Below are 21,494 nucleotides of genomic sequence, written 5' to 3'. Positions count from 1 at the left end.
TTACTTGAATGGCTTAATTGGAAATCAGAGACAAGCTGCATGAGTATAATTACTCACTACAAAAGTGACATACTCCCATCGAGATCGCGCTTCTGTGGGTTATGTGCCAGTTGAGATTGGGGTGGGAATCAATACTGGTTCTTTGATTCTGGGTATAGTGGGCGGAAAAAGCCGCATGGACGGTACTGTGATTAGCGATGCGGTTAATTTGGCTTCTCGGATTGAAAGTTTGACGAAGAATTACGGGGTGTCGCTGTTAATTACTCAGCAGACGTTCGATCGCTTGACAAATCCTGCTGATTATGCAATTCGAGTAATTGATAAAGTTCAGGTTAAGGGTAAGTCTGAATGGGTGACTGTTTATGAAGTTTTTGATGCGGATTGGCCGGAAGTTAAAGCGGGGAAGTTAGCGACTCTGCAACTATTTACTGAGGCTTTGTCTTTTTACAATATGAAGAATTTTAGGGAAGCTGCGGGACTTTTTGCGGATTGTTTGGGGCAAAATCCAGAGGATAAGGTGGCTCGAATTTATTGGGAAAGGTGTCAGTATAGCCTTTCTCAGTAACATGAGGTGCTCACGCGGGCATAGGGCATAGGGCATAGGGCATAGGGCATAGGGCATAGGCATAGGACTCACCCCATACGTCACTTTCTTGAAAACCGCTATAGTTAGTTGGTAGTTGTTAGTTGGCAGTTGGTAGTTGTTAGTTGGCAGTTGTTATTAGTTATTAGTCATTAGTCATGGGTTAGCGATCGAGCGTCATCAGTCAACAGTCAACAGTCATAAATAAGCAATAACCAATGACTAATGACTGCTGACTAGGGTTGTTCGATCGGCAATTCTATGATAAATTCTGCTCCGTGGCCGAGTGCAGATACGCAGCTAAGTTTGCCACCGTGTTCTTGGACAACTTTGTAGGAAATTGACAGACCTAAACCGGTACCTTTGTCGGCGGGTTTTGTGGTAAAAAAAGCCTCGAATAACTGCTGGGAAACTTCTTCTGGCATACCGGGGCCGTTGTCAGAAATCCTAATTACAGCATGGGAGTTTTGGACTTCAGTCCTAATTTTAATCTTGCTGCGGTTAGCTTTGACTTCAGCAACTGAACGCCCTTCGTTGTATTCCTCGATCGCGTCGATCGCATTTCCGATCAAATTCATAAATACCTGATTAACTTTCCCGGCATAACACTCAACCAAAGGCAAATTTCCATAGTCCTTAACTACCGCAATTTCGGGATAGTTGCCTCTGGCTTTCAGGCGGCTTTGCAGAATCAGCAACGTTCCTTCAATCCCTTCGTGCAGGTTAACTTTGCTCATTTGAGAATCGTCTTTGCGAGAGAAATTTCTGAGCGATCGCACGATTTCCCGAATGCGATCGGCCCCAACCTGCATCGAAGACATCGCTTTCGGCAAATCTTCTAGCAGAAACTCTAATTCGATATCCTTAATTTGATCTTGAATTGCTGCCGGCGGCTGCGGGCAGTGCTTCTGGTACATATCGAGCAAATTCAGCAAATCTTCGGTGTAGTGGCCGACGTGGACGAGATTGCCGCAGACGCTGCTAACAGGATTGTTAATTTCGTGAGCAACACCGGCTACCATTTGACCGAGAGTAGACATTTTCTCAGTATGAATTAATAAGGCTTGAGTTTGCTGCAATTCGTGCAAAGTATTTTCGAGTTGAAGTTTTTGTTGGGTTAACTCTGTTTGCGATCGTCGCAAAGCTTCTTCACTGCGTTTCTGCTCGGAAATATCAGTAATTAACCCTTCCAAAGCTATCAAATCTCCAGAGTCGGAAAACACTCCCAAACCTTGCTCCCAAACCCATTTTACTTCGCCATTTTTAGAAGTAATTCGGTAATTTAGCTGATAGGGTCGATTTTCTTGTAAGGCAACTTGCACGGCATTCCACAAATTTTCGCGATCGTCCGGGTGAGTCAATTCCGAGATAGAAACTTCCCGAGTGCCGATAAATTCTTCAGGAGAATAGCCGGCTAACTGATAGCAACCTTCGCTGACAAACTCCATACTGCGATCGGCATCGTTGCGAAAACGGTAGGCCATTCCCGGCAAATTGCTCATCAGCGTCGCCAAGGCCCGCTGGCTTTCCCGTAGGGCTTCTTCGGCGTGTTTGCGATCGGTAATATCCGTCATCACCCCCAGCATACAGAGTTCGCCGTCCAAATTAATCAACTCTGCTGACAGCAAACACACCACCACCGATCCCGACTTCATCCGAAACTCGCATTCCTGATTGCGAACAACACCTTGTTCGTGCAAACTTCGCCTAAAATTAAGTCGGTCTTCAGGTCTTACCCAAATATTTAACCCCGGTACTGTATTCCAGGTCGTTTCTTCTAAATCGTAACCAGTCATCGACAGAAAGCTGTCATTAACTTCAATAAAACGGCCATCATCAAAAGTAGTAATAATCATCGGATCTGGACTCGACCGAAAAGCCTTAGAAAACTTTTCTTCCGATAAACTCAACTTTTTAATAGCCTCTTCCAACTGACTTGTCCGCTCTTTAACCCGGCGTTCCAATACTTCATTAGCCTGCTTCAGGGCTTCCTCAGCCTGTACCCGATAAGTGATATCGCGCACCACGCCTTGCAGCCCTATTTTGCCGCCGATATCCATAGAAGTTAGCAGCACTTCCGCCGGAAACTCAGAACCATCCAAACGACGGTGCCGCCAGTCAAAACGGCAATTTCCCGATCGCATAGCCGTATTAATTCGCTCTTGATAAAGACTCATAGAATCTTGTCCGTCTGGTTGCAACGGCGGGCTGAACTCCGAAGGATGCTTGCCGCAAAACTCCGATTCAGTGCTGCATCCAAATAACTTTAAAGTAGCCGGATTGTAATCCAAAAACCCCTCTTCGTCTAGCAGCATTACCGCATCAGTCGTCGATTCGTACAAAGTGCGAAACTTTTTTTCCGACGCCTGCAAAGAAGCAATCAACTGCATCTTTTCCTCAGCCGCCCGCTTTTGCTCAGTAATATCCTGCATTACTTGAGAAAAGCCCTGCAACTTTCCCCTTTCATCGCGCAAAGGAGTAACAATAATATTCGCCCAAAATCGCGATCCGTCTTTGCGAAGCCGCCAGCCTTCATTTTCGTATCGACCTTCTGCCACCGCCAGGATTAATTTTTCTTTGTGCTTGCCGATTTCAATATCTTCTTTACTGAAAAAACACTCCGAATGATTGCCGACTATTTCATGAGATATGTATCCAAAAATGCGTTCTGCACCCGAATTCCAGCTAGCTACATACCCATCAGGATCTAACATGAATATAGCGTAATCCTTAACACCTTCAATTATTAAGCGCAGGCGTTCTTCGCTTTCTCGAAGTGCAGATTCTGCGTGCTTGCGCTGGGTGATATCTTCTACAAAACCTTCGTAGTAGAGCAATTTACCCGCTTCATCGCAGACAGCCCGCGCATTTTCAGCGATCCAAATTATTGTTCCGTCTCGGCGATAAATCTGCGACTCAAAATCCGATACGATGCCCTGTTCTTGCAAAGCAGAAACAAACTGATCGCGGCGATCGGGATTGACGTAAAGCTGATCGCTGATATCAGTCAGAGAACCCATCAATTCTGCGGCGGAACTATATCCGTAAATGCGAGCCAAAGCTGGGTTAGCGCTGATGTAGCGACCGTCTTGGGTTGTTTGAAAAATGCCCGACACCGCATTTTCAAACATACTATAATATTTTGCTTCCATTTGGTGCAGTGCCTCCGCGACATTCAGGCATTCTATCGCTTTATTTCCTAGTTTTTGATTTCCCACTTTTGAATACCCTGCTCTTGTGTGTGAGTTGAATATTTTGGTCTACCGCCTGTTAAATTCGAGCCGTTAGTTAGGTTGAAAGATGGTGTGTCGCAGCCGGAGACGAGTGTGTTTATTTATCTGTCCTACGGGGCTGTTAGTTGTTAGTGGTTGCTGCCGAAAGTTGATTTGATCGGGTATTTATTTGAGGTTTGACTGGCTGTCACGATCGCATTGGCACATCGAACGACCTATGATGCAGGTGTTCTAGCAAAACCCGTTCGTTGAAATCTCCCTGAATATATTAGCCGTTGAATACCCTGAAATAAGTTAGTAGCAAGGAGGTTGTTACAATAATAAAAGGCAGCGACTTGTACAACCGCAAGACTCTATTTTTAGGATTTGGGTGAGAGTACGATCGACTCTTACCCGAAGCAACTAACCCGCCTGCAAGAGCTAAATGCTCGCTGTCCTTGCTGTCAGTCGATTTGAGATTTTAGATTAAAGTTGACTCCACAGATGAATCTGGGGCTCCCTAATGTCTAAAATTTTTTGGTCTCCACAACTCCTGTCGGAAACTTTTATCGGTCTTTGGGTGCTCTGAGTTACTGTTAAGTATTATTGCTGATAGATAATACAGCAGACTACTGGCAGTTGTACGATCTGGGGTTTCTATGTAAAGTTGGCACAACAATAGCGTAATTGTTGTATCAAAAAATTCATATTCTGCTACTGCAGGCGGAAAAATTCTGTAGCGGTGCTGGCATTTGAGCAAAAATCGAGGCCCGATCGCGCAAAATTTGATCGGCAAGTCTGGTAAAATCCCGATCGATTCTCGGTTTGGCCGCAAAGCTCGATCGGGCTAAATTTGACTAAAAACTAATAAATGACAGATTCTCCTCTCCTAGCAACGCCAGAGTTATCCCCTGCTTCCACCCAGACGGCAGATTCTCCTGTGTGGCCAGCCCTCCTGCAACAACTGTTAGACAGACAATCTCTCTCACGCGCCCAAGCAGCCGACTTAATGCAGGGATGGCTAGCAGAAGCTATTCCCCCCGTCCTCTCAGGAGCAATTTTAGCGGCCATCCAAGCCAAAGGCATCTCTGCCCAAGAATTGGTAGGAATGGCTCAGGTATTGGATTCTCAGTCGCTTGCAGGTGAGTCGGAGAGCGTTTTCAATTCCCAATCTCCAACCTCCAATCTCAAATTAATTGATACTTGTGGCACGGGCGGCGACGGCGCTTCCACCTTTAATATTTCCACTGCTGTCGCTTTTGTGGCCGCCGCCGGCAAAGTTCGAGTTGCCAAACACGGAAATCGATCGGCATCAAGCAAAGTGGGTTCTGCTGACGTGTTGGAAGCACTCGGAGTCAACCTCAACGCCGATCCGGCGAAGGTGAGAGCTGCGGTAGACTCTGTGGGCATCACCTTTTTATTTGCGCCTGGGTGGCATCCCGCACTTAAGGCTGTAGCGTCGCTCCGGCGCACTTTGAAGGTAAGGACTGTTTTTAACCTTTTAGGGCCCCTTGTCAATCCTATGCGCCCTACAGGGCAGGTAATTGGGGTGTTCGATCCTAGTCTGGTACCAACTATTGCCCAAGCTTTGGGCGAGTTGGGGACTGAGTTAGCTGTAGTCGTTCACGGCAGAGAAAAATTGGACGAGGCGGGTTTGGGTGATGTGACTGATTTGGCGGTTTTGTCGGATGGCAAAGTGGAACTGACTACTTTAGACCCGGAAAAGGTAGGATTGACACCAAGTGCGATCGGCTCGTTAAAAGGCGGAAATGTTGAGGAAAACGCCGAGATTTTGCGGAACGTTTTGCAAGGCAAAGGTACGTCCGCACAAATGGATGTTGTAGCTTTGAATGCGTCTTTGGCTTTGCAGGTGGGAGGTGCAATTCCTATGGGTTCTCACGCAGCAGGAGTTTCTATGGCTAAGGACATTTTATTGAGCGGTGAATCTTGGTTGAAGTTGCAGCAGTTGATTGAGTTTTTGAAATGAAGGAAGTTCGGCAACGGATTTTGTAACGGATGTAACGGATGTAACGGATGGAAGAAGGATGAAGGAAAAAGGAAAAAGGAAGAAGGAAGAAGGAATTTTTGGTTTTAAGTGACCAAGAGTAAAAATTATTTAATTCTAAATTTTTCTTTACTTCTTCCCTCGGACTTCTTCGTTTTTTTTAAGAGCGCGATCGAAATTCAATGACATCTTGCTTAATAGTCACATCTTTATTACCAAAAAAGTCGTGACCCAACAGTCCGATATCTAGGGATGGCGAGACGGCCACAACCACATTGTTAACTGCCAGACCACCTGCTTCCATAGAAGTCAGGCGACCGAGGGGAAAAGTAGCCACTCCGTTGGGAGTTTGTGCTTTTACTGTTCCCTGGAGAACAACGCCCAAGGCTTTAGCCATTGCTGGTGTAATTACTGTGCCACTAGCTCCAGAATCTACCATCATCTCGAACTTTTGTTTGCCGTTAAACGTGACTTCTATGACGGGGATATTAGCCTCTCGCCGTTTGATTTTTGCCTGAAACACTCCCGACTTTGCCGCCGCCGAAGTGGTAGGCGTCAATTCTTCGGGGAGAAAACCGCAGACTGATTGGCTGAGGTTGAGGGTTCGGCCTGACGAGCTCCGCATGAAGCATCCCTCACTTTCTTGAGCCACTGCTCGCGAGGAGTTGGCAACAGTCCCTATTAAAATTGAACTGCTCAGAGAAATAACTGTTGTTACAACCAGTAACGGTTTGCACAGTTTTTGAGAGTTCAGTAGATGCTTGTATAAGTTTGAGAGTAAAGGCAAGGGAGATTTGCTGGCCATAGTTTCGTTAAACGCTGTAGCTCGATCGTAACAGCGACAACTGCCTTTTGGTATAGATATAGAATTTCCGCCCGCCTCCTAAGCTGCTGGCAGATAAATTGCTGGCGCGGGGGGAGATGGAGAATTTGCACTTATTGCTGCTTTTTGATTACCTGTGGCATAAGTGCCTCCGGCATCGGGCCTCCGGCATAAGTGCCTTGCTTTTCCGAACCCTTGCACAAATTAAAATAATATCTGTATATTGCCGACTAGCATCAAATCCCTGGCAGTGGTAAGAATTAAACCAAACGAAAGTAATTAAGGATGCCATGTCACTTTCAACTGCACAACCCGCTCTCCTAGTCCTGGCTGACGGTACTGCTTACCGCGGCTGGTCCTTTGGCGCTGACGCCACCGTCGTTGGCGAGGTAGTATTTAATACGGGAATGACGGGCTACCAAGAAGTATTGACCGATCCCAGCTATTGCGGTCAAATTGTAACTTTTACTTATCCAGAATTGGGCAATACCGGGGTAAATCTCGAAGACGAAGAATCCTCGCGCCCGCAAATTCGGGGCGCGATCGCCCGCAACGTCTGCAGCCGCCCCAGCAACTGGCGCTGTTCGCAATCTCTGCAAGACTACCTAAAACAGTACGATATCCCCGGAATTTACGGGATCGACACCCGCGCCCTGACTCGCAAAATTCGCACGGTGGGAGCGATCAACGGTGGCATTTCGACCACGATTCTCGACCAGGCAGAGCTTTTGGAGCTAGTACAAGACGCCCCCAGCATGGACGGGCTGAATCTAGTCCAGGAAGTCACCACCCGCAAGGTTTACGAGTGGTCTGAAGCCACGGACTCGGTTTGGGAGTTCAGTCCTACAGTCAAACCTGCTAACGGCAAAATGTGGACGGTGGTAGCGCTAGACTTTGGGATCAAGCGCAACATCCTGCGGCGTCTGGCGAGTTACGGGTGTCGGGTCATCGTTGTCCCCGCTGACACCTCGCCGGAGGAAATCCTCAAATACAACCCGGACGGCATTTTTCTGTCCAACGGCCCCGGAGATCCGGCGGCGGTAACGGAAGGGATCGCTACTGCGAAAGCTTTGTTAAAGTCGGACAAACCCGTATTCGGCATCTGCATGGGACACCAAATTTTGGGACTTTCCTTGGGTGCAGAAACTTTTAAACTTAAGTTCGGCCATCGGGGATTGAATCATCCAGCGGGTTTAACCGAGCAAGTAGAAATTACTAGCCAAAATCACGGTTTTGCGATCGACCCCGATTCCCTAACCCCCGAAGTAGAGATTACTCATCTCAATTTGAACGATCGCACCGTAGCCGGATTGAAACATAAAACTCTGCCACTGTTCTCAGTGCAGTACCACCCAGAAGCCAGTCCGGGCCCGCACGACGCCGATTATTTATTCGATCGATTCGTGCAGTCAATGCGAGACAATCAGAAAGTAGCCAGCAGTAAGTAGTCCTTAGTCAGCAGTCATTAGTCAGTAGTCATCAGAGGCTGTTTATGTCGATCGCTTCTGACTAATGACCAATGACTAAAAAACTGTAGACAAAAGACCAAAAAACTCCTATAATGAAGCCTCGACTTTAAGCCATATCTAGCTAGGAGGGTGTCATTCCTGAGTCATTGACCCTGACCGTTAGCCTCAGAGGCACTCGCGAAGTCAAGAATAACTATCAGTTATTTCGCTTGACTGGCCTGCTGGACGCTTTTTCTGAGGCCACTTTTCGGAAGGTAATAAGCAAATGTATTGACGAGGGCCCAAAACACGTAATTTTGGACTTGTCTCAGATAGACTTTGTGGATAGTTCAGGCTTGGGCGCACTTGTGCAACTTGTCAAAAAAGCCCAAACCTTGGAAGGGACATTGCAAATTGTCTCAAATCCCCGCGTAACTCAGACTGTTAAACTGGTTCGCTTAGAGAAATTTTTGTCTTTGCAGCCTTCGGTTGATGAGGCGGTAAAAAACGTCAAGGATGCTTGACGCCAAAGTGGATTAAATTAGCTATCCGGTTCTAAACGCTGGATAGCAAATTTTTATTTTTTTGCTGGTAAAACAATACCAATTTACCCAGAAGCTGTGACACGCGCCAGCCGCTATTTCTCCGATGCTTAGAGTTTCGGTGGATGGGCAGTAAAATATGTGTGGCAAACACGCGGAAAAATGGTATAAAAATTAGAGCATCCCGATTTGGTAAAAAGCCTTTTTTAGGAGTGCGATCGTCGCGCCAAGCTTTGCCTATATATCTCGCTTCGTGCTCTGAGAGCGAACAGTCCTGTAAAAGCTATAATTGCGGAAGTGACGAAAGACGAAATAAGTAAGTAACTAGAAAAACCAAGCTGTGCGGAAGTTTTATTTAAAAAAGTATGTCGCCGATCGCAGATGACGGACTCAAACTGAGTCTGACGGATATCAGTTTAAATCGAGTGCATCCTGCGAGGGCTACACCAGCAGAAATAGAAAGAATTTCGCCTGCAGCCTGGGCATATTTGGGAGATGCAGTGTACGAACTCTACGTTCGGAGTTCGTACTTAGTGCCACCCAAAAGATTGCAAGCTTATCACGAATTGGTGGTGGGGCAAGTACGAGCCGAAACTCAAGCGCGTCACTTGCGATCGCTCTCTCCTTACTTGAACAGTACAGAATTAGCAATTGTCAAGCGCGGCCGCAATGCTGCAGCGGGCCGTTCTAAGCGAGCAGATCCAGAGATATACCAACAAGCCAGCAGCTTAGAAACTTTGATCGGATATTTGTATCTCACCGATCCCGAAAGATTGACCGAACTTCTGGCACTTTTAGATATTGAGACTTAAAGGATTTAGCAGTTAAGAGTTGCGAATGAGGAGGGATTAATTAACCATCCTTGCACGGCCAACATAAAACCTCAAAAATCTTGATGGGCAAAACAGGATTTATCAGTTATTAACTAGCAATTTGAACACAGCAAAATCCTTGCTCCCTCCCTAGAATATCTAAAATCTCAAAGCCCCAAGATTGCTCCCTCAATCAAGAATCTCAAATCTACAATCTACAATCGACTAGCCTTCAGCCAAAACGTTTTGACTACAAGAAACCAATGAGAAAATTTACCAGACCCAACTCCTCGCGATCGAATTCCGACAGCAAGCCATTCAAAAGCGAAGGCCGCCGTCAGGACTCACAACCATCCTCTCCCCGCTTTGAACGCAAGCCCCGTCCCGATACTCGCGGAGTAGACGCGCCTCAAAAGCGATCGACCTTCGCCCCGCAATCGCGAGAAATGCCCGTGAGAGCAATTTTCAAACGGAGAGTCGATTCCGACAGCCAACCGGAAATTCGCAGAAATAATCATTTCAAAGACAGAGACAGCAGCCCGCAGGAATCCAGGGGCAATTATTACCAAGACAGAGACAGCAGCCCGCAGCCGGCCCGCAACAATTTCCGAGACAGAGATAGAGACAGCAGCCCGCAACCGGCCCGCAACAATTTCCGAGACAGAGACAGAGACAGCAGCCCACAGCGGGCCCGCAATAATTTCCGAGACAGAGACAGCAGCCCACAGGAATCCAGGGGCAATTATTACAAAGACAGAGACAAAGACAATAGCCCGCAGGAATTCCGGGGCAACCATTTCAGAGACAGAGACAAAGACAGAGACACTCGCCCTGTTGACACTGCCTCAAATACAGTCGTGCAACCAGACGCAGACACAGACGACATGATTTACGGTCGCCATGCGGTGCAAGCAGCTTTAGAAACAAACCAAGTCCTCAACCGGATCTGGGTTGTTCCGCACCTGCGCTACGATCCCCGCTTTCATAGCTTGCTAACCGAAGCAAAAGCCAACGGCAGCATTATTGACGAAGTTGACGATTTGCGCCTCGACTACATCACGCGCAAAGCAAACCACCAAGGCGTAGCCGCCCAAGTATCAGCTTACGAATACCTGGATTTGAGCGAACTGATCGCAAAGGCTAAGTCGGCTTGCGAAGATCCAGTAATTGTGGTGGCAGAAGGACTCAACGACCCGCACAATCTAGGGGCGATCATTCGCACCGCAGAAGCATTGGGATCTCAGGGCATGGTGATTCCCCAGCGGCGGGCTGTTGGGATTACCTCGGCAGTGAGAAAAGTGGCAGCAGGGGCATTGGAAAGCCTGCCCGTGGCGAGGGTTGTCAATCTTAACCGGGCGCTGGAAGAACTCAAAGAGGCTGGATTCTGGATTTATGGCACTGCAGCAGGCGTCGGTCAATCTATAGAGACAGTCAAGTTCTCCGGGCCCACTGTTTTAGTGGTGGGTGGTGAAGCTGACGGTTTGAGCCTTTTGATACAGCGCGGATGTGACGGATTAGTTTCAATTCCTTTAAGGGGCCATACTCCTAGCCTGAATGTCTCGGTAGCAACGGGGATGGCTTTATACGAAATTTACCGTCAGCGCGGGCCCAAAAAGTTTCACGTACACGGATCGTAAAGGTGCTTGAAAAAAAGAGCACAACAGAGTAGTTTATTGTGGATGCCGCCCAGAATTGAGTGGCACCACACCCGGAACAAGTAAGAATAGCCGATCGACTGTCGTTACTTGTTCAGGCGAAAGTAGAAGGGGCGTAGCCCCTAGGTTCAAACAGGAATTCGACACCCATCTATTTAGATATATTTAAATAGGTTTGGATCGGTTCTTGGCAGCAGTCAGCCACGTGTAAATAACAAAAGCCTAGGCGTGTTCGCAGCACCCAGAAAACACCGTCAAATACATTAGAAAAGCAGATGAAAGAATTCTTGATTAGCTTGCTCAACTTTTTCGGATTGGCTTGGTGGGTTGAAGTTAAAACTTCAGCGCCGCGGTGCATTTACTATTTTGGCCCGTTCTTAACCGATGGAGAGGCGGAAGCTGCAAAAGCAGGATATGTAGAAGACATAGAAAATGAAGGGGCAGAAGGTGTTAGTGTTTCGATTCACCGCTGCAAACCAATTACTTTGACGGTTGCAGAAGATATGGGAAAGCTTGGTGATGCAGGGCTGTGGCCGGTTTTGAGCGGTCAGTAGCAACAGGGGAGTTTTGAGTTTTGAGAGGGCTACGCTTCTATCGCAACGCTGTGCGGTTTTGAGTGGTGATTTATAACTTCAAAACTGTTGAGTGTTGGGTGATAAATTGCTTGTGACAAAATCCCAACTCAACACTCGCAATTGCCAACTGCTTCGGGGTGACTCTCAATCCAATGATCGATGTCTGCAACTACCCGATCGGGAATTTCCCAAGGGAACAAGTGGGCGGTATTTGGATAGCACTGCCACTGACAATCGTGGAGGTGGCGGGCGGTTTCTAAACTGGATGCTGAGGTGATGTGCCGATCGGCCTCTCCGGCGAGCACCAAGCTGGGACATTGAATGTCGCCGAGGTGGATCAGTCGATCGTATCCTGCCCTGAGAGCGGTATTTAATGCCTTCGTGGCCGTGTTGGAAGTCTTGAGGTAGGCGGGAGTACCTGCCTGTGCTAAGTAGCGGTAAGGGGTGGCGTTATGCTGCTGTATCAAGTAGCGAAAGAGCGATCGCCTAGCAAAAGTATCAATATTCCACTGCCAACCGGGTATCACCCAATTGATAATTCCCGCTAAACCGGTGTAAAGGTTATCTTGCCAAGAGATGGGAGGGTGACTTCCTCGCGGTTTTGCTGCGGATGCAAGTAAAATCAAACCGGTGACTCGCTGGGGATATTTCATGGCTAATTCCATCGCTAAAATCCCTCCCAAAGACCATCCGATCACCAAACACCGATCGACTCCTAATTTGTCTAATAGTGCTTCTAAATCGACCAGATGGTCGGTCATTTCAAAGAAAGTTGAGGTGCGGCTGTTGCCGTATCCGCGCAAGTCTGGGGCGATCGTCTGGAACCGCTTTGATAAGTGTTCTGTGAATACGGACATACAATCGCCGGAACCTGGATGGCCGTGCAAGCAGAGAATAGGAAATCCTTTGCCTTTGACGGAAACACTGAGTTGTTGATGCGGCATTTTTTAACTGTTTGGGCGGTGCGTTGTCCCCCGCTATAAATTGTATATTCCAGCGGTTAAAAGCTGGGGTTTCGGACCATGTAATCGGCAATTTTAGAAATAGACTGGCGCATTTGTAGCTCGCCGCTGCGGCTGTCAATCACAGTAATCACATAGGCCTCGTCGTCAATGCTCATCGCTAAAGTTGTGCCGAGCACCTTGGAATTTTGACCAGTTTTTTCGCCCAACCACTGAGCTTTAGTTCCTTGTAAGGCGGCAAATCCCAGAGCGTGATCGTACTGGCGGTTGAGAGTTTCTATTAATAGTTTAGCACCGGGTGTTTCGCCGTTGTAAATTTGCACCATCATTTCGGTGAGTTCGTTAGCAGTCAGGCGGTTGCGACCAGAACCGGGGTTGGAGGGCATAATTCTTTCCCCCATTAATTTGAAGTTGACGCGGGTGACTTCGTAGCCGCTATTATCTAAATATTGATTGATGTACTCCGAACCTAAATAATCGATTAGTTGATTGGTGGCGATATTGCTGCTGCGATAGATCATTTCTTCTAACAGTAGCTGTAGCGGATAATTGCGATTCGACCTAATCTTTGCCGATGCGTCTTCGGTGAAATTACCGCGAGTGACTAATACTTCCTGGTTCAGACTAATTTTTTCTTTATCGACTTTTTGCATCAGGGCGACAGCAATCGGCAATTTAATTAAGCTGGCTGGACTTACAGGAGGTACATCGCCCCGCAGGTTTACGCACTCTCTAGAAAGGTTGCAAATGCCGATCGAAGCTTGAGCCGACAAACCGCTTTCCCTGGCAAGCGCACCCAACAAATCAGATTTTGCTTGCTGCACTTGAAAGGTTGCTGCTGTTAAATTTTCCCGGTATTCTTGAGTTTTTGAGGCAGTGACGGAAGCTAAAAATGAATTTTGAGGAACTTCCTGCAAGTTGTTGAGAGCCTGATGCCAGAAAAATTGAGTTTGCTGCGAAGATGCGATCGACTTATTTTGCTGCTGTTTAGTTTCTACGGCTCTGTTGGCTAAACGGACTGCTTGCTGTAAGTTGTCGTTAGCCCTCTTTTCTACTAATATTTGAGCTTCTACTGCTTGCAACTGCTGTAGCAGTTGTTCTGGAGGATTGGCTGCGAAGGGAACTAAGCCGGAAAGGATGCTTGGTTCTGGGGAGGGAGAGGAGGGTTGTTCTAATTCGGCGATCAGCCCATCGCGAATTTTGTAGAGTTCGTCTAGGGAACGCGGGTTAGATGATTGAGAGAATGAACTTGCGATGGTTAACATCTGAACCAGTCCAATGCCGGCTACTACTGCCGCCATCTTGTTGGCGATCGACAAAAAACACCTGATATCTCGCATATTTAACATCCTCAACACCACCACATTCAATATAAGCAGCTATTGTTACATCAGTCAAACGGTTTGAGATTTTAGATGGGAGATTTTAGATTGAAGAAAAAATCTCAAATCTCAAATCTAAAATCTCAAATCTAAAATGGTTTTGATCGCCCCAATGTGGCAAAATAATCAAAATAAAGGGAGCGATCGCACCAAAGCAATCAACCCCCTTTAAATATTGGGAACTCTCTACTTTTTGCGCCGCCGTCGCCAGTCAACACCCAACCGCTTGAGATAATCCCAGCCGCGTTGGGGCCAGACATGATCGCTACCAATCTTTTCGGCAATCCAGCGAGCGACTTTGGGGCCTGTCCAGTCTCCGCCGCCGGGGGCAGGGCCTTGCAGCGCTTGTCGCAGTTCTTCTTGCTGTTCAGGATTCAGCAAGGATTTTGCAGGAGGGGGCTGGCGGTCTCCGCTGCGATTTCTCACAGAGTTAGGCCCTTCTCGGTTGTAGCGCTGGACAATTTCTTTGGCGTAGTCGTAGTTGAGGCCTACGACTTGGGCTGCTTGTTTGATAGTCCAATTTCGGGACACTAACAGCAGCAAGTGCCAGCGGCGCGACTCTGTGGTGTTTTGTGCCTGCCGGTAGCGAATTTTGAGTTCCTCTGCCGTCAGGTGGGATTCTAAGTGAGCTTTAGGTGGCATTCCTCCAACGGGGCATCGGGAACTTCTTACCATATATCTTTGGTTTTGGGGATAATTCCGGATGAAATTATTTTCCTGGGGATCGTTCGGGCAAATAAGTAGCTTTTTTTACCCCAGATGCACGCAGCTAGTCGCATTTGAGGAAGGACTGCTGTTTTTTTGCAGGTGCGCGCAACAGGAGACTTCGGCGTGGCGGTGAGCGTTTCGAGCTTTTTTGTGAACCCCAGATTTCTGACAGGCTTGTTGACCGAAAGCAGCCAGGATACAAGCCCCAGGATTCATTCCTTCGGAGACTCAGTACCCAGAAATAAAAAACCTGTATCCGATGAAACTTGCCCCCCGAATTGATCCGTGGGGTCAATTTTAAAATCTAAAATCTAAAATCTAAAATCTAAAATCTAAAATCGATTGACCTCTGGCACAATGGACGTGGATCGGAAAATGTCGATTACTATTTTCTTCGATCGCGCAGCCCCCATTAATTCACTCGGCTGACTGAGAAATTTCAGTCATTTTTGACTAAAAAAGTGCTATTCATAATTAGACCCTAATTATTAAGGAATGTGCAGCCCTCATCTAATATTTTATTATCATTATTTTCTATTTTCAGGTCATTCCATTTTATATTTTATATTTTATATTTTATATTTTGGATTGACCCCATGAATAAATGGGTGGGCTTGAGGATTTTAGATTTTAGATTTTGGATTGATTCCACGGATAAATCACGTGCCGGGTACAATCAAGAAATTCGTGGTCATTTTTTTATTTTAAGTTCGCGATTGATCTCGTCAGCAATCAGCTTCAAATGCTTCCAAGTATGCTTTTGCAAATAAATTATGTGTAACAAAATTGGTGATTTTTCATCAATAATCGTTTTCGGTATAAAGCATTCATGATCTGGGATTGGTTGATTTTTGAGCCATCTTTTTTTAGCATGAATTATGGGTTGTGTCGAATAGAAGCTGGGTTCTAATATTTTAGAATTTAGATTACATAATTGGGAAGGACTGATTTCCTAATGATTGTGATCTTGCGGAGATATTCTGGGAGGCAAAACCTAATTATGTAGGGCTCCCATTGCACAGCTTACCGCTTACCCATATTAATATCGCGTCAAACCACTTTTTGCATCAGTCCTGATACAGTTGCATTCTTGGTTTGTTAAAAGATTAGGTAAAAAACTTGATCGCTATTTTGTGTCCGGTGGGATTTTGGGAATTTAATCTATTGTATATAAAATGACCGATCGCGGGTTAGCGGAGCCCTCTTTGAGGCTCGAACTTTCGCCACAAAAATAGCCGACTTTGCCTTCGGGCTGTAAGCAGGTACAATTGCCAGTTATATTAACTGTATTGTCTCAAAGTAGAAATAATAAAGGTACGAGCATGGCATCCATCCGCGAGTTGCACCGACAACTGGTCAATAAAGAACGCTCTGCTGTGGAAATTACTCAAGAAGCATTAGACCGAATTACCCAGCTAGAGCCGAAGTTGAAAAGCTTTCTGTGCGTGACAGCAGACAGCGCATTGGCGCAGGCCCATAAAGTGGATGCCCAAATCGCAGCCGGAGAGCAAATTGGCCTGTTGGCCGGTATCCCGATCGCCGTTAAAGATAATATGTGCACCGAGGGCGTTCCCACAACCTGCGCCTCTCGGATTTTGGAGAATTTTGTGCCTCCCTACGATGCCACCGTCGTCTCGAAACTCCAAGCAGCCGGTGCGGTGATTGTGGGTAAGGCGAATATGGACGAGTTTGCAATGGGGAGCTCGACGGAAACTTCTGCTTATCAAGTTACCGCGAATCCTTGGGACTTGGAGCGCGTGCCCGGAGGGTCTTCTGGCGGTTCTGCCGCAGCGGTAGCCGCTGGAGAATGCGTCGTGAGTTTGGGTTCGGATACTGGGGGATCAATCCGCCAACCTGCTGCTTTTTGCGGGTTGGTGGGGCTGAAACCGACTTATGGGTTGGTTTCTCGCTACGGTTTGGTGGCCTATGCTTCTTCTCTCGATCAAATCGGGCCCTTTGGCCGGACTGTTGAGGATTCGGCGATTTTGTTGGGGGCGATCGCCGGTTATGATCCGAAAGATTCCACGAGTCTTAATGTCCCAATTCCTGACTACGCTCAAGCTTTAAGACCCAGTTTGCGACCGAAGGGTCAGATTAGAATTGGTGTAATTAAAGAAACTTTTGGTGTAGGGCTGGACTCCGGGGTTAAAGACGCTGTTACTAAGGCGATCGAGCAATTTCAACAATTGGGCGCAGAAATTCAAGTCATTTCTTGTCCCCGGTTCCGCTACGGTTTGCCCACTTACTACATTATTGCTCCCTCGGAAGCTTCGGCAAATTTGGCGCGATATGATGGAGTCAAGTACGGCTTCCGGTCTCCAGATCCCGATAATCTTTTGGATATGTATGCCAAAACCCGCTCTCAAGGGTTCGGTGCGGAAGTTAAACGCCGGATTGCGATCGGCACTTACGTATTGTCGGCTGGATATTACGATGCCTATTATCTAAAAGCTCAAAAAGTTCGGACTTTGATTAAAGAAGACTTTGAAAAAGCTTTTTCTCAAGTTGATGTTTTAGTCTGTCCCACTGCTCCTACTACCGCATTTAAGGCAGGCGAAAAATTCAATGATCCCCTGAGTATGTATTTGTCAGATTTGATGACTATTCCCGTGAATCTTGCTGGTTTGCCCGCTTTGAATTTACCCTGCGGATTTGATGATAAAGGACTGCCCGTGGGTATACAACTGATTGGTAATGTTTTGCAAGAATCTCGGTTGTTTCAGGTGGCTCACGCTTACGAACAATCTACGAATTGGCACTTACACCACCCCGAATTGCATTAATTTTTGAAAATCGGCGGAATACGGTGGCGGAAGTTAGTAATCGATCTTGGCTAATTGTCTGAATTAATCATTTGCCATTAGCTGTTGAGCGATCTCTAATTTCCCGCGTGCTCTATCTATGAACAATCTGCTAGTATTCCTTTTGTCTAAATCGCTAATAGCTTTTGGGATAGTTTTGGCCGTTGCTTATTCTGCTGCTTGTGTATTCCTCTTTGTAGCGCAAGGTAAGTTTATCTTTTTTCCTGCGCGCGCGATCGAAACTACGCCAGATGATTTTCAGTTGAAATATCAAGATGTTTGGTTGCCAATTTCAACTAAAACAGGCGCGGTGGAAAGCGTGCACGGGTGGTGGATTCCTGCATCTGAAAATCCCCCCAGCCCCCCCGAAGCTTGGGGTGGAGCAAGAAAGGGGGAGGCTGTTCCCTCTGTTAACACCGGAGACTCGGATACCCCCCCCAGCCCCCCCTTGCCAAGGGGGGGAGCTAGAGGAGTCGGAACGTCGCCGCAAAGTGAGAGAGGGGCCGTCGCTCCGGTTCCCGCCCTTAACAAGGGGGGGTTAGGGAAGGTAGTTTTGTACCTGCACGGCAATGGTTCAAATGTGGGAGCAAATGTTGAACACGCTCATCGATTTCATCGGTTAGGTTGGTCGGTATTTGTGATCGATTATCGTGGTTATGGCAAAAGCCAGGGCGATTTTCCGAGTGAATCTCAGGTTTATGAGGATGCTCAGCTTGCTTGGGATTATTTGGTGAAACAGCGGGGAATTAACCCGACTCAAATTTATCTCTACGGTCATTCTTTGGGAGGGGCGATCGCGATCGATCTAGCCGTGCGTCACCCGGAGGCGGCAGGGGTAATTGTAGAAGGCTCTTTTACTTCGACGCGGGCGATGGTGAATTTCCAAAAAGGGCTGTTTTGGATGTTTCCGATCGATGTTTTGCTGACACAGCGGTTTGATTCTCTTTCAAAAGTCGATCGCCTACAAATGCCCGTGCTCTTTATTCACGGGACTGCTGACAATGTAGTTCCAGTGGAAATGAGCAGAAAACTGTTTGATGCAGCACCTGAACCCAAACAGCTTTACATAGTTCCTGACGGAGGTCACACTAATGTGGCACATATCGGGGGCGCAGAATATCTGCAAATACTGAGCCAATTTTTAGGTTCTTCACAGTAGATAAAAGCTATTGGCGGTAACAGGTTAAGTTTGATATCTGTACCGCCTGCTCGCACTTCTAACAGTAGATATCTAAAGCGGAGCAGTTATCCCGATGATACCGCTTAGTAGAACCTTAATACATTCAGCCACCAGTCATTCAAGGCATAGCAATAATTGCAGTAATTGTTCGTGCTTATAGCTTGTTCTTTCTTAACTTCGCAGCCTCGCCGAGATATTTTTCCGTCCGGCATCCGGGCGCCGCAGAGATTGGCATCTGTAAGATTAGTTTTGTTCAATCTCGCATCGGTCAAGTCGGCCGCTCTGAGGTCTGCACCCCTGAGATTTGCACCGCTTAAATCGGCTTCTTGGAGGTCTGCACCCCTGAGATTTGCACCGCTTAAATCGGCAACTCTCAGGTCGGTTCGAGTTAGTTTGGTGGCGCTCAAATTACTGCATTTTAAGTTAGCGAACTGGAGGGATGCTTCTCGAAGAGAACTCTGGCTGAGGTTGGCATTTTCTAAGTTGGCTGCCCTGATGTCGGCCCTGCTCATGTCGGCCCTGCTGAGGTCGGCGTCAGCCAAAAAGGCGTTTCTCATGTTGGCGTTGTTTAAATTAGCTTCCATTAAGTCAGCCGCAGTCAAGTCGGCATCAACTAAGTCTGCCCTGCTGAGAGTGGCGCGGCTCAAGGAAGCGCCAAACAAATCTGCACGGCTCAAGGAAGCGCCAAATAAGTCGCATCCGGGACATGCTCTTGTTTCTAGCAGCCGCTTGACTAGAGACAGATTTTGAGCTTGTAAGGGAAGTGCGGCGCAAAATGGGAGTAGCATTATCGCTGCAGTCAGAATTTTGAGTTTGATTTGGGTCATAGTCTGGGTAAGTCCTGTAACTGCCTTTCATCACCGATTTGTCTGCTGGACTTACGTGCGGGGGACCAAAAACCCCGTTTCCTCGTTAATTCCTCGCTGTCAAACCCAATATTCTTAACAGAAACTGGGTTGTTTGCGTAAGTCCTAGTCTAGTGGATGGACGCGACTCGACGGTGTAAGGTTCGATCGCGCTCACGGATATTACTTACGCCTTTGGGATGAGAGCGCGCACTTCAAGGCTCCCTTGCAGCGAGCGGCGAGCTGCAGGATTCCCTGAATACCAGGGATTCGGGAGCTGGCGACGGCGGCAGCAAGTGGCTGACTCCGACAACGGATAAGTATTTGTAATCGATCCAGTTGGATTTTGCTGCCGAGGGCGATCGTTCTCCGTACAGGCGATCGGTAAATAAGCCAATTGGCTTAGACTCTTAAGACATATTGCTGATGCGCTGCCTTCTCTAAAGAAGATAGCATTTTTGTGTGATCCCCGAAATAATACCGAGCAAGGAAGTATAAAAAAAATTCCACGTGTCTCGGCGAGTGGGAAAATTGGGTATAGCTAATACTTTCAGACGAGGAAAATAGATGTCTAACAGCATAGATCAACTTGCAGAAGGCGGGAGGGGGATCAAACTCCTGTGGCAGATTGCAGACGAGATCAATTACACCCGGACTCTCGACAATCGAAATTGTTTGTCGCTTAGCAAAAATTACGAAGTAGAAGGTCGCAATCGCTCCCAAAATATAAAAAAAGCTAGCGTTTTAGATGGGTTAATGAATTTATTAAACACCTGGGATTGGCAGACTGAAACAGAGCAGGAAGAAGAGCTGCATGAAACTTGTGTTCAACATATTAGCCTGCAAGTCAACACAGATGTCAATGCTTTAACTCAAGTTTTGTTGTGGTTTGAGCAGTTGAAAGATTTATCGCTCCCCAATGAGGTTTGGTGGAAGTTTCAGTTGGCGTTGGCTGAAGGTTTCACTAATGCCGTTCGCCACGCTCACAAATATTTGCCAGTAGAAACTCCTATTAAACTGGAAATTAGGGTGTTTAACGGACGGTTGGAACTCAAAGTTTGGGATTGCGGGCCGTGTTTTGATTTTGATGCTAAGGTGAAGGAAATTCTGGCAGCAGATAGAAATAACGGCTTGGATTTAGAGGTTTTGAACGATGCTTGCTTGATGCCTAGCAGACAGAAAACTTTGGAACCGTCTCTATTTCTAATTGCTGGGTAGCTTTGGGGTGAGGGACAATTAACAGACTGGCACGGTGAAAAATGTGTTATTCTAAAAACGGTGTTAGGGGAAAAGTTACGGGTTTTGTCTCCGCGTGGGTGAGGGGTTTTGGATACTGCCTACCTGCTGCGGCTTGGGTTAAGAGCTATGGTCTTGGGTGACTCTATAGCGGTTCGATTGGAACGGGTGCATCTGTCTCATTAAATATTAAAAACTAAACATTAAAAGTTAAAAATTATTCACACTAATTTTTGAGCTTTTAATTTATCATAGTATCTGGTAGCTCACCAATTACTAATGATTTCCAAAGAAACTTTATTTGTTCTGTCTCTATTTCCCTACTTGGGATTTCTCTGGTTTTTGACTCGATCGGGAAAAACACCCCGTTTAGCTCTGATGGGATTTTATGGCACTCTCGTTTTTGTAGCGGTGACTATTCCCGCCGCAATTTACGCAAAAGTTGCCTACAACGAGTCGCTAGCAAATGTCGATTGGCTCCACGGTTCTGCGGAACTATTCTTAACACTTGCCAATATTTTATTAGTTTTAGGCTTTAGGGAAGCCGTGATTAAAGCCAAAGCATCGTCACAGAAGGGCGGCGAGGAGCAAGAGTGTCTTTTAGATGGGGGAGAATAGCCGGGCTCATCTCAGTTTGGTATTTACTCTCTGCAGAAATGCTCCAGAATAGCTGCAATTACCAGTTAACTGTTGACATAGCAGTTTGTGAGCCGCCAACCTGCAAA

Annotated in this window: 17 protein-coding genes; 11 read left to right on the top strand and 6 right to left on the bottom strand. The window is 46.9% G+C overall.

Annotated elements, in window-relative coordinates; genetic code table 11:
• Positions 1-64: 64 nt before the first annotated feature.
• Positions 65-565 carry an adenylate/guanylate cyclase domain-containing protein gene (locus tag QUB37_RS24545; protein ID WP_333167135.1) on the top strand — a complete coding sequence of 167 codons (501 nt, stop codon included), beginning with the start codon at positions 65-67 and terminating at the stop codon, positions 563-565.
• 254 nt (positions 566-819) lie between these two features.
• Here QUB37_RS24545 and QUB37_RS24540 read toward each other — a convergent pair whose 3' ends face one another.
• Positions 820-3,801 carry a PAS domain S-box protein gene (locus tag QUB37_RS24540; protein WP_333167133.1) on the bottom strand — a complete coding sequence of 994 codons (2,982 nt, stop codon included), beginning with the start codon at positions 3,799-3,801 and terminating at the stop codon, positions 820-822.
• A gap of 865 nt (positions 3,802-4,666) precedes the next feature.
• Here QUB37_RS24540 and trpD point away from each other — a divergent pair.
• Positions 4,667-5,782, top strand: coding sequence for an anthranilate phosphoribosyltransferase (gene trpD, locus QUB37_RS24535; protein ID WP_333167131.1), 1,116 nt, complete (start codon positions 4,667-4,669; stop codon positions 5,780-5,782).
• Positions 5,783-5,960: 178 nt separating this feature from the next.
• Here trpD and QUB37_RS24530 read toward each other — a convergent pair whose 3' ends face one another.
• The gene (locus QUB37_RS24530) at positions 5,961-6,425 is read right to left on the bottom strand and encodes a retropepsin-like aspartic protease (protein WP_333167129.1); all 465 of its coding nucleotides are present in this window, start codon (positions 6,423-6,425) and stop codon (positions 5,961-5,963) included.
• A 488-nt stretch (positions 6,426-6,913) separates the two neighbouring features.
• Here QUB37_RS24530 and carA point away from each other — a divergent pair, with 488 nt between their 5' ends.
• The 5 genes from carA to QUB37_RS24505 all read left to right on the top strand — a co-directional run bounded on the left by carA (position 6,914) and on the right by QUB37_RS24505 (position 11,634).
• Positions 6,914-8,071 (top strand): glutamine-hydrolyzing carbamoyl-phosphate synthase small subunit, encoded by a 1,158-nt coding sequence (gene carA / locus QUB37_RS24525; protein WP_333167127.1) that lies wholly within the window; start codon positions 6,914-6,916, stop codon positions 8,069-8,071.
• Between the two features lie 167 nt (positions 8,072-8,238).
• Positions 8,239-8,595, top strand: coding sequence for an STAS domain-containing protein (locus tag QUB37_RS24520; protein WP_333037230.1), 357 nt, complete (start codon positions 8,239-8,241; stop codon positions 8,593-8,595).
• Between the two features lie 383 nt (positions 8,596-8,978).
• Positions 8,979-9,425 (top strand): ribonuclease III domain-containing protein, encoded by a 447-nt coding sequence (locus QUB37_RS24515; protein WP_333159833.1) that lies wholly within the window; start codon positions 8,979-8,981, stop codon positions 9,423-9,425.
• A gap of 263 nt (positions 9,426-9,688) precedes the next feature.
• Positions 9,689-11,062 (top strand): 23S rRNA (guanosine(2251)-2'-O)-methyltransferase RlmB, encoded by a 1,374-nt coding sequence (gene rlmB / locus QUB37_RS24510; protein WP_333167125.1) that lies wholly within the window; start codon positions 9,689-9,691, stop codon positions 11,060-11,062.
• A 293-nt stretch (positions 11,063-11,355) separates the two neighbouring features.
• Positions 11,356-11,634 carry a DUF1816 domain-containing protein gene (locus QUB37_RS24505; protein WP_333159838.1) on the top strand — a complete coding sequence of 93 codons (279 nt, stop codon included), beginning with the start codon at positions 11,356-11,358 and terminating at the stop codon, positions 11,632-11,634.
• Between the two features lie 128 nt (positions 11,635-11,762).
• On the opposite strand, the gene QUB37_RS24500 is transcribed toward QUB37_RS24505, so the two are convergent.
• From QUB37_RS24500 to QUB37_RS24490, 3 genes are all read right to left on the bottom strand, one after another.
• Positions 11,763-12,599, bottom strand: coding sequence for an alpha/beta hydrolase (locus QUB37_RS24500; RefSeq protein ID WP_333167122.1), 837 nt, complete (start codon positions 12,597-12,599; stop codon positions 11,763-11,765).
• 56 nt (positions 12,600-12,655) lie between these two features.
• Positions 12,656-13,957 (bottom strand): serine hydrolase, encoded by a 1,302-nt coding sequence (locus QUB37_RS24495; RefSeq protein ID WP_333167121.1) that lies wholly within the window; start codon positions 13,955-13,957, stop codon positions 12,656-12,658.
• A 228-nt stretch (positions 13,958-14,185) separates the two neighbouring features.
• Complete coding sequence (locus QUB37_RS24490) at positions 14,186-14,641, bottom strand: helix-turn-helix domain-containing protein (protein WP_333167139.1); 456 nt, start codon at positions 14,639-14,641, stop codon at positions 14,186-14,188.
• A gap of 1,388 nt (positions 14,642-16,029) precedes the next feature.
• On the opposite strand from QUB37_RS24490, the gene gatA reads away from it, so the two are divergent.
• Positions 16,030-17,490: an Asp-tRNA(Asn)/Glu-tRNA(Gln) amidotransferase subunit GatA gene (gene gatA, locus QUB37_RS24485; RefSeq protein WP_333167137.1), complete on the top strand. Its 1,461-nt coding sequence runs from the start codon at positions 16,030-16,032 to the stop codon at positions 17,488-17,490.
• Positions 17,491-17,608: 118 nt separating this feature from the next.
• Positions 17,609-18,667, top strand: coding sequence for an alpha/beta fold hydrolase (locus QUB37_RS24480; RefSeq protein ID WP_333167119.1), 1,059 nt, complete (start codon positions 17,609-17,611; stop codon positions 18,665-18,667).
• A 104-nt stretch (positions 18,668-18,771) separates the two neighbouring features.
• Here the strand turns inward: QUB37_RS24480 and QUB37_RS24475 are convergent, their stop codons facing one another.
• Positions 18,772-19,515: a pentapeptide repeat-containing protein gene (locus QUB37_RS24475; RefSeq protein WP_333167117.1), complete on the bottom strand. Its 744-nt coding sequence runs from the start codon at positions 19,513-19,515 to the stop codon at positions 18,772-18,774.
• A 585-nt stretch (positions 19,516-20,100) separates the two neighbouring features.
• Between QUB37_RS24475 and QUB37_RS24470 the strand changes: the two genes are divergently transcribed.
• Both QUB37_RS24470 and QUB37_RS24465 read left to right on the top strand, forming a co-directional pair.
• Positions 20,101-20,751 carry an ATP-binding protein gene (locus tag QUB37_RS24470; protein WP_333167115.1) on the top strand — a complete coding sequence of 217 codons (651 nt, stop codon included), beginning with the start codon at positions 20,101-20,103 and terminating at the stop codon, positions 20,749-20,751.
• A 297-nt stretch (positions 20,752-21,048) separates the two neighbouring features.
• On the top strand, positions 21,049-21,387 hold the full coding sequence (locus tag QUB37_RS24465; protein ID WP_333073253.1) for a DUF3593 domain-containing protein: 339 nt from the start codon (positions 21,049-21,051) through the stop codon (positions 21,385-21,387).
• Positions 21,388-21,494 lie beyond the last annotated feature (107 nt).

This window comes from Microcoleus sp. AT3-A2, assembly GCF_036705685.1.
Taxonomy (GTDB): Bacteria; Cyanobacteriota; Cyanobacteriia; order Cyanobacteriales; family Microcoleaceae; genus Microcoleus.
The sequence above is the reverse complement of the archived record's forward strand: the minus strand, read 5'-3'. Positions and strand labels throughout refer to the sequence as shown.